Source organism: Mycobacterium angelicum, assembly GCF_002086155.1.
Lineage (GTDB): Bacteria > Actinomycetota > Actinomycetes > Mycobacteriales > Mycobacteriaceae > Mycobacterium > Mycobacterium angelicum.
In genome coordinates, this window is record NZ_MVHE01000034.1 from 47134 (window position 1) to 55655 (window position 8522).

Sequence of the window (8522 nt, forward strand, 5' to 3'; positions counted from 1 at the left end):
GTCAGGCACCGATCGCGCCGAGCCACTCACCGTAGAACAGGGCCACCCCGAGACCGCAGGTGATCGCGGTGAGCAGCCAGAACCGGATGATCACCGTTGTCTCGGCCCAGCCACTCAACTCGAAATGGTGATGAAAGGGCGCCATCCGGAACACCCGGCGCCCCGTGGTGCGGAAGGCCAAGATTTGCAAGACCACCGAGGTGACTTCGGCAACGAACAGCGAACCCAGCACCACCGCGAGGATTTCGGTGCGACTGGTGACCGACAACCCCGCGATGATGCCACCCAGCGCCAGCGAGCCGGTGTCGCCCATGAATATCTTGGCGGGTGCGGCATTCCACCACAGAAAGCCGATGCAGGCGCCGGCGGTCGCGGCCGCGATGAGCGCCAGGTCCAGCGGGTCGCGCACGTTGTAGCAGCCCAGGCCGGGGGCGGTGACGCAGGCGTTGCGGTATTGCCAGAAGGTGATCAGCACGTAGGCGGCGGTCACCATGGCCATGCAGCCCGCGGCAAGTCCGTCCAGGCCGTCGGTGAAGTTGACCGCATTGGACCAGGCGCTGACGACGACCACACAGAACAGCACGAACAACGCGGGAGCCAATGTGACGGTAGCGATTTCACGCACATAGGACAGATCCGCGCTGCCCGGCGTCAACCCGGCGGGATTGCGAAACTGCAGCACCAGCACGGCAAACAGCACGGCCGCGGTGATCTGCCCGACCGTCTTGGCCGTCTTGTTCAGGCCGAGGTTGCGCGACCGGCGGATCTTGATCAGGTCATCGATGAACCCGACGCCACCCAGCGCGGTGGCCAGGCCCAGCACCAACAGCCCCGAAGCGGATACACCTTCACCGTCGAACGCCAAACCCGCCAGGTGAGTACCCAGATACCCGGCCCAGATGCCGGCCAGGATCGCCACGCCGCCCATCGAGGGGGTGCCGCGCTTGGTGTGGTGGCTGGGCGGGCCGTCCTCGCGGATCTGGTGGCCGAATCCCTGTTTGGTGAACAACCGGATCAGCGCCGGGGTCGCCAGGATGGACACGGTCACCGCGATGGCAACGGCGATCAGGATCTGCCTCATGCGGACGCGCCCTCGCTAACCAGGGCGTCGGCCAGCGCCCCCAAGCCGACCGCGTTGGAGGCCTTGACCAGGACCACATCCCCGGGCTGGACCTCGGCCCGCAATAACGCCAGGGCGGCGTCGGCATCGGGGACGCTGACGGCTCCCCTGTCATCCGCCGCCCCCCACGCGCCTTCCAGGACCGCAGCGTGGTGCATGGCGCTCATCGACCTCCCGGTTCCCACGACAACGAGTCGAGACACATCTAAGCGCACCGCGAGCCTGCCGATGCGATCATGCTCGGTTATCGCGTCGTCACCGAGTTCGCCCATCTCGCCCAGCACCGCCCAACTGCGCCGCTGCGCTTCGCCGTGCGCGATCCAGGCCAGCGCCTGCAGCCCGGCCCGCATCGAGTCGGGGTTGGCGTTGTAGGCGTCGTCGATGATCGTCACGCCATCGGGGCGGGTGGTCACCTGCATGCGGTGCCGAGATGTGGGGCCCGCCGCGGCAAGCGCGTCCGCCACCTGTTGCAGGCTGGCGCCGCATTCCAGGGCGACCGCAGCCGCGGTCAGCGCGTTGCCGACCTGATGGTCGCCGTACACCCCGAGTCGAATGTCCACGGTGGCACTGCCGGCGTGCATGGTGAACTGCGGCCGGGCCAGTTCGTCCAGCGACACCGGGCCGGCCCACACGTCAGCGCCCTCGCCACGGCTGACCCGGACCACCCGGGCCGCGGTCACCTGGGCCATCGCGGCCACCGCGGGGTCGTCGGCGTTGAGGATGACCACACCCGATGACGGAACAGCTTGCGGCAGTTCGGATTTGGTTTGCGCGATGACCTCCCGGGAGCCGAACTCCCCCAGGTGCGCGGTACCGACGTTGAGCACCACTCCGATCGATGGCGTCGCGATCTGCGCCAACGCCGCGATATTGCCGGGATGGCGCGCCGACATCTCCAGCACCAGGTAGTCGGTGTCGCGGGTCGCGCGCAGCACGGTCCAGGGATGGCCCAGCTCGTTGTTGAAGGATCCGGGTGGGGCCACCACCTGGCCCAGCGGCTTCAGGACGGCGGCGACGAGGTCCTTGGTCGACGTCTTACCCGACGAGCCGGTGATCCCGACGATGGCCAGCCCGCCCGCCACCAATTCCGTGGCCACCGCCCTGGCCAGCTTGGCCAGCGCGGCCAGCACCGCCGCACCCGATCCGTCAGCGTCGTGTTCGAGCACACCGGAGAGCGCGTCTCCGGCCGAATTTTGTTGCGGCGCAACGACTATCGCGGGAACACCGACGGGCCGCGCGGCCAGCACCGCGACCGCCCCAGCGGCCACCGCCGACGCCGCGTGATCGTGGCCGTCGGCGCGCGCGCCGGGTAGCGCCAGGAACAGCCCGCCCGCGCCCACCGCGCGCGAGTCGAATTCCACGGTGCCGGTGACGTGGCGTCGCGCGGCGTCTTGCGGCGAGATGTCGGCCAGTTGGCCCCCGACGATCTCGGCGATCTGGGCGACGGTCAGGTCGATCATTCGCGGGCCTCCAGCGCCCGGGCGAGCTCCTCTCGGTCGTCGAACGGGCGCACCTGGTCGCCCGCCCGCTGACCCGTTTCGTGGCCTTTGCCGGCGATGAGTACCACGTCGCCTGGTCCCGCCCAGGCCACCGCATGCCGGATCGCCTCGCGACGATCGCCGATCTCGACCACCTTCGCCGCGCCGCTTTCGGCCGCGCCGGACAGTATTTCGCGACGGATCGCCGCGGGATCCTCACTGCGCGGGTTGTCGTCGGTGACGACGACGAGATCGGCGAGTTCTGCGGCGATCTTGCCCATTTGGGCACGTTTGCCCGGGTCGCGATCGCCGCCGGCGCCGAAAACCACCGCGAGCCGGCGGTCCGCGTGCAGTAAGGTACTCAGCACCGCGCGCAACGCCTCGGGCTTGTGGGCGTAGTCGACGAGCGCCAGGAAATCCTGCCCGCGGTCGACCCGCTCCAGGCGCCCCGGTACCCGGATGTCGCGCAGGCCCACTGCGGCCTGCTCCGGCGATATCCCGACCGAATCCAGAATGGCAAGCGCCACAAGGCAATTGGCGATGTTGTAGCGCCCCGGTAACGGGATGCCGACCCGGTGTTGCACGCCGGCGGGATCGACGACGCTGAATTCTTGTCCGCCGGCACCCAGTGGTGCGATCTCGGCGGCACGCCAGTGTGCGGGCTGGTCTGCGGTGCTGACGGTGATCGCGTCGCCGGCCCGGGCGGCCATCGCGCGCCCGGCCTCGTCGTCGACGCATACCACCGCCCGGCGGGCACGCAGCGCCGAGCCCGGATCGAACAGCAGTGCCTTGGCCTCGAAGTAGTCGGCCATCGTGGGGTGAAAGTCGAGATGGTCGCGCGACAGGTTGGTGAAGCCGCCGACCGCGAAGTCGGTGCCGTCCACCCGGCCCAGCGTCAGGGCGTGGCTGGACACCTCCATGACCACCGTGTCCACCCCGCGTTCGGACATCGCCGCCAGCATCGCCTGCAGGGCGGGGGCCTCGGGGGTGGTGAGCGCGCTGGGAATATCGGCTCCGTCGATGCGCACGCCGATCGTGCCCACCAGCCCGGCGACCCGGCCGGCGGTGCGTAATCCGGCCTCGACCATATAAGTGGTGGTCGTCTTGCCCGAGGTCCCGGTGATTCCGATCACCGTCACGCGCTCGGACGGATGTCCATACACGGTGGCGGCCAGAGCACCCAGCACGGTTCGGGGTGCGGGGTGCACCAACACCGGCACCGCGTCCGCGCGTGCACCCAGCTCGGCCACCCCGGCGACGTCGGTGAGCACCGCGACGGCGCCACGGTCAATCGCGTCGCCGGCGTAGCGGGCGCCGTGGGTAGCCGCGCCGGCCAGCGCGGCGAACAAATCGCCGGGCCGCACCGCCTGCGCGCGCAGCGTCACACCGGTGATCGGCACGTCCGGAACGGTTGTGCGCGCGGCCGCGGTGTCGGCCAGGACCGCCCCCACCTGGTCGGCCAGCGTCGCCAGCTGTACGCCCGCGCCGGGGTTGGGGCGCAGGTCAGCGGGGGTCGACTCCACGTCTGCCAGCACCTCCATCCGACTCGACCCGATCTGGCAGAACCGCCAAGATCGGCCCTGACACCCTACCTAGCCCCGCGGGGGTGAGGCGTTCAGACGCGGCTGGCGGCCGCTTGAGCTAGTTGGACGCGAGAGGTGAGGCCGAGTTTGGTGTACACGTGCGTCAGGTGAGTTTGCACGGTTCGCGGTGAGACGAAAAGCCTAGTGGCGATGTCCTTGTTGGCCAGTCCTTCGGTTACCAGTCGCACCACATCGATCTCGGTCGGTGTGAGCGACTCCCAACCGGTGGCCGGTCGTTTACGCCAACCATGCCCGCGCTTGGCATAGGAGATCGCCTCCTCGGTGGTCAACGCCGCACCCTCGGCCCAGCCGGCGTCGAAAGCGTTCTGGTCCATGGCGTTTCGCAGTGCTGTCAGCGCCGCCTCATACTCCGCCTGATAGATCATGAAGCGGACCACCCCGAGGCGCTTGCGGATAGCGTCCGCCGCGCCGTAAAGCCGCGCCGCACCCGTGTGCATGGTGTCCTCGACGGCCATACCGGCCAGGCATTCGAGCACGTCGGGCAGATCCACATACGCTTCGCTGTCGGCAGCGCAGCACAATGCGTTCTGGGCGTCGGTTTCGGCCTCTTCCCGCTTACCTTCGGCTTTCGCGATCCTGGCGCGCGTCGCCAGCGCCCTCATCAGGTGGCGGCCGGTCATCGACTCCACCGCGTCGTCGCACCAGCGGCGCGCCGCGGCCACATCCCCGGCCGCCAGGGCCACCTGCGCGTTGAATGCCCGCTGCGGCGCAGCGATCTGCGGCACCACCGAGCCCAGGTTCGTCCAGGCCGCCTCGCTGGAGCTTTTCGCGGTTTCAACGTCACCGGCGGCAAGGGCCGCGGTGGCCAACGCCGAATAGCCCATACCGGCGAAGTATTCGCCCAACTCCGCCGCATCGAGGGCCACGTCGGCCGCGGCTCGAGCCGCACTGACATCGCCCTGGTACGCAAGGGCAATGGCCAGGCCCTGCACGCTATTGGCTCTCTGCATGATCTCCTGCGCCGCCTCGGCCTCTTCCACGACCTCGCCGAACTGGGCGACCGCGTCGGCGAGATCGCCGTGCATCAACTGGGCGAACCCGAGACACCAACGGCACCACAGCGAATCCGACCGGCTACCCATCGCGTCGGCCAGCTGGCGGCCCTCTTGGGCGGCGGCGCGCGCCGCGACCGGGAAACCGGCCACCACCGCGTCCACCGCTTGGTAGGTGAGGATCTGGGCCAGCCGCCAGCGATCGTCGACGGCGCGCGCCAGGTCGATGGCCTCAGCGAAGTAACCCGCCGCAACCTGGGCCTGCGCCACCGCTACCGCGATCAGACCGCAGGTCGTCAGCGTCCGGGCCAGCAGCGCAGGGTCGCCGACGGCACGCGCCATCTGCAGCGCCTGTTGGGCCTGATCCATGCCGGTGGCCGCGTCGACGAACATATCGAGCAGGGCCTTGTCGGCCAGCGCCCGCGCCCGCACCGCGGCCGACACCTCGATCTGTTGGGAACTGACGGCTTGCAGGACGATGTCGAACCACGCCCGACCCTCCCGGATCCGGCCGCGCGTCATCCACACCGGCAGCAGCGAAGACGCCAGCGCCAGCGCCGTTTCGGTATCGGACTGCTCAAGGCTCCACGCGAAGGCGGTTCGCATGTTGTCGATCTCTGCCTCGGCCTGGTCGAGACGCAGGGCGTAGTCGGTGCGGCCGGGGTCGTCGAGCAGGGTGCCCAGCGCCGTGTAGTGGTCGCGGTGGCGGGCCCCCACGACGTCGACTTCGCCGGCCTCAGCCAGCTTCTCCTGTGCGTACTGACGCATCGTCTCGAGCAACCGATAGCGCGTCCGGCCGCCGGTTTCGCTGGCTACCACCAGCGACTTCTCCACCAGTAGGGTGAGGTCGTCGAGGACCTGGTAACGGGGCAGGCCACCACCGCTGACGGCGTGCGCGTCATCGAGAGAAAAGGCGCCGACGAACACTGCCAGCCGGCGGAACAACGCGCGTTCGTGATCGGTCAACATGTCGTAGGACCACTCCACCGAGCCCCACAGCGTTTGCTGACGGCGCGATAGGGTGCGCGCCCCACCGGTCAACAGCTGGAACCGGTCCCGCAACCCGTCCAAGATCTCGTCCAGCGACAGCGCCCGCACCCGCGCGGCCGCCAGCTCGATCGCCAGCGGCAAACCGTCGAGCCGGTCACAGATCTCGGTCACCAGGGCACGGTTGTCATCGGTCAGACCGAACTCGGGACGAACGCGCTGCGCGCGGAAGCTGAACATCTGAATGGCTTCATCCGTGAGCGACAGCGACGGCACCCGGTAGCTCACCTCGCCGGGAACCCGGATCGGCTCCCGGCTGGTCGCCAGCACGCGCACCCCCGGGCACGTTTCCACCAGCGCCACCACCAGGGCTGCGGCCGCGTCCATCACATGCTCGCAGTTGTCCAGGACCACCAGAGCCCGACGCGCACCGAGGAAACGCAGCACGGTGTCGGTCGTGGAGCGGCCGGGCTGGTCGTGCAGTCCCAGGGTTCGCGCCACTGTGATCGGCACCAGATCGGGGTGGGTGATCGGCGCCAGATCCACAAACCACGCCCCGCCGAAATCCCCCGCCGTCTGGGCGGCGAGCTGTGCCGACATCCGCGTCTTGCCCACGCCGCCGGGGCCCGTCAACGTCACCAGCCGGTTTTCAGTGAGTAGCCGGTGCACTTCGCTGATCTGCGCGCCGCGCCCAACGAAGCGTGTCAGGTGTACCGGAATACCATGGGCGACAACCTCATTGGTAGTCCGCAGCGGCGGGAACTCGGTACGCAGATCGGGATGACAAAGCTGTACCACCCGCTCGGGACGCGGCAGGTCACGCAGTTGGTGGGTGCCGAGATCGATCAGCCACGCCCCCTCCGGCAGCCCATCGGCGATCAGGCTCTCGGCCGAGCCCGAGAGCACCGTCTGTCCCCCGTGCGCCAGGTCACGCAGGCGCGCGGTCCGGTTGATGGTCGGACCAGCGTAGTTGCCCTCATCGCGCAGCCGCACTTCGCCGGTATGCACACCGATGCGTAACCGGATCGGAGCCAGCGGCGCTCGTTGCAAGTCCAGCGCGGCCGACACCGCATCAGAGGCACGCGTGAACGCCACGACAAAGCTGTCGCCCTCGCCCTGCTCGACCGGCCGGACTCCGTCGTGGGCGGCGATCACGTCGGAGACCACGGTATCGAGGCGCTGCATCGCCGCGGCCATTTCGTCGGGCTGGGCCTCCCACAGCCGTGTGGAGCCCTCGACATCGGCCAACAGCAATGTCACCGTGCCCTGCGGCAGCAACTCGCTCACGCCTAGATCGCTCCTCGGTCGCACTCATGCTAGCCAGCGTCCAGCCACCGTGAAACATAAAATAATGGCGACCGAGCAAAAGGCGTTATCGGCGCGCCCGCAAAGTCTCTAAGTCAGTAGCAACGCCCATCGCAGCCATACCTGGACTACGGAGCTATGGCGACCCGTTCACCCCGTTTGCACCCAACAGCAGGCCGCCGGTACCGCCAGCGCCGCCGGCTCCACCGTTGAAGCCGTTGCCGCCGTTGCCGCCGAAGCCGAAAAGCGTCTGCATGAAAGAGCCGTTGACGGTTGCCCCGACGTTTCCGCCGGCCCCGCCGGCAGAGGTCGGAACGTTGTTGTTGCTCGTGCCGGCATTGCCGCCGTCGCCGCCGAAGCCGAGGGTGAGAAGGCCGCCGGAGTTACCGCCGGAACCGCCATTGCCGCCGGCTGCCGTGACGCTGCCGCCACCTGCACCGCCGACACCGCCGACGCCCACGCCGGCGACCAGGATGCCCTCGCCGCCCGTGCCGCCGGTGCCGCCGGCGCCGTCGAGACTGACGCCACCGACTCCGCCGGCGCCGCCGGCCCCGATGCCCACGATCGCGGCCCCGATGCCGCCCACACCGCCCGCACCGCCGGGCGCACCGACGATTTCCCCGACGCCACCGGCGCCGCCGACACCTCCGATGCCCGCACCCGCGACCACGGCCCCGATGCCGCCCGCACCGCCCGCACCGCCGCCGGCGACACCGAAGCCACCCGTACCGCCGCCACCGCCCTGCGCGAAGCCCAGCAACCCACCGGCGATACCACCGGCACCTCCCCCACCGCCGACACCCGCGATGGGATCAAAGGCCACACCCCCGGCCCCTCCCGCACCGCCGAGATTGAACAGATAACTCCCGGCGGCGCCCCCGGCCCCACCGGCACCCGCTACCGTAAAGCCCGTTCCACCGGCGCCGCCGGCACCGCCCAAGCCGAAAAGAATGCCGTTGCCTTCGCCGCCGGTCCCCCCGGCGCCGCCGCCGATAAAGCCGTACCCGCCCGCCCCGCCAGTGCCGCCTATCGCCGC

5 protein-coding genes are annotated in these 8522 nt (G+C 69.5%); all 5 read right to left on the bottom strand.

Features of this window, described 5'->3' with window-relative positions; translation table 11 throughout:
- Position 1: 1 nt before the first annotated feature.
- Positions 2-1081: a phospho-N-acetylmuramoyl-pentapeptide-transferase gene (gene mraY / locus BST12_RS18595; RefSeq protein WP_083114606.1), complete on the bottom strand. Its 1080-nt coding sequence runs from the start codon at positions 1079-1081 to the stop codon at positions 2-4.
- Positions 1078-2580 carry a UDP-N-acetylmuramoyl-tripeptide--D-alanyl-D-alanine ligase gene (locus BST12_RS18600; RefSeq protein WP_083114607.1) on the bottom strand — a complete coding sequence of 501 codons (1503 nt, stop codon included), beginning with the start codon at positions 2578-2580 and terminating at the stop codon, positions 1078-1080. The genes mraY and BST12_RS18600 overlap by 4 nt, the downstream gene beginning before the upstream one ends.
- Positions 2577-4139, bottom strand: coding sequence for a UDP-N-acetylmuramoyl-L-alanyl-D-glutamate--2,6-diaminopimelate ligase (locus tag BST12_RS18605; protein ID WP_083114608.1), 1563 nt, complete (start codon positions 4137-4139; stop codon positions 2577-2579). Before BST12_RS18605 ends, BST12_RS18600 begins: the two co-directional genes overlap by 4 nt.
- Positions 4140-4213: 74 nt before the next feature.
- Positions 4214-7468: a helix-turn-helix transcriptional regulator gene (locus BST12_RS18610; RefSeq protein WP_083114609.1), complete on the bottom strand. Its 3255-nt coding sequence runs from the start codon at positions 7466-7468 to the stop codon at positions 4214-4216.
- A 154-nt stretch (positions 7469-7622) separates the two neighbouring features.
- Positions 7623-8522, bottom strand: a 900-nt coding sequence (locus tag BST12_RS32060) for a PE-PGRS family protein (protein WP_170062149.1), incomplete at its 5' end; no start/stop codon positions are given.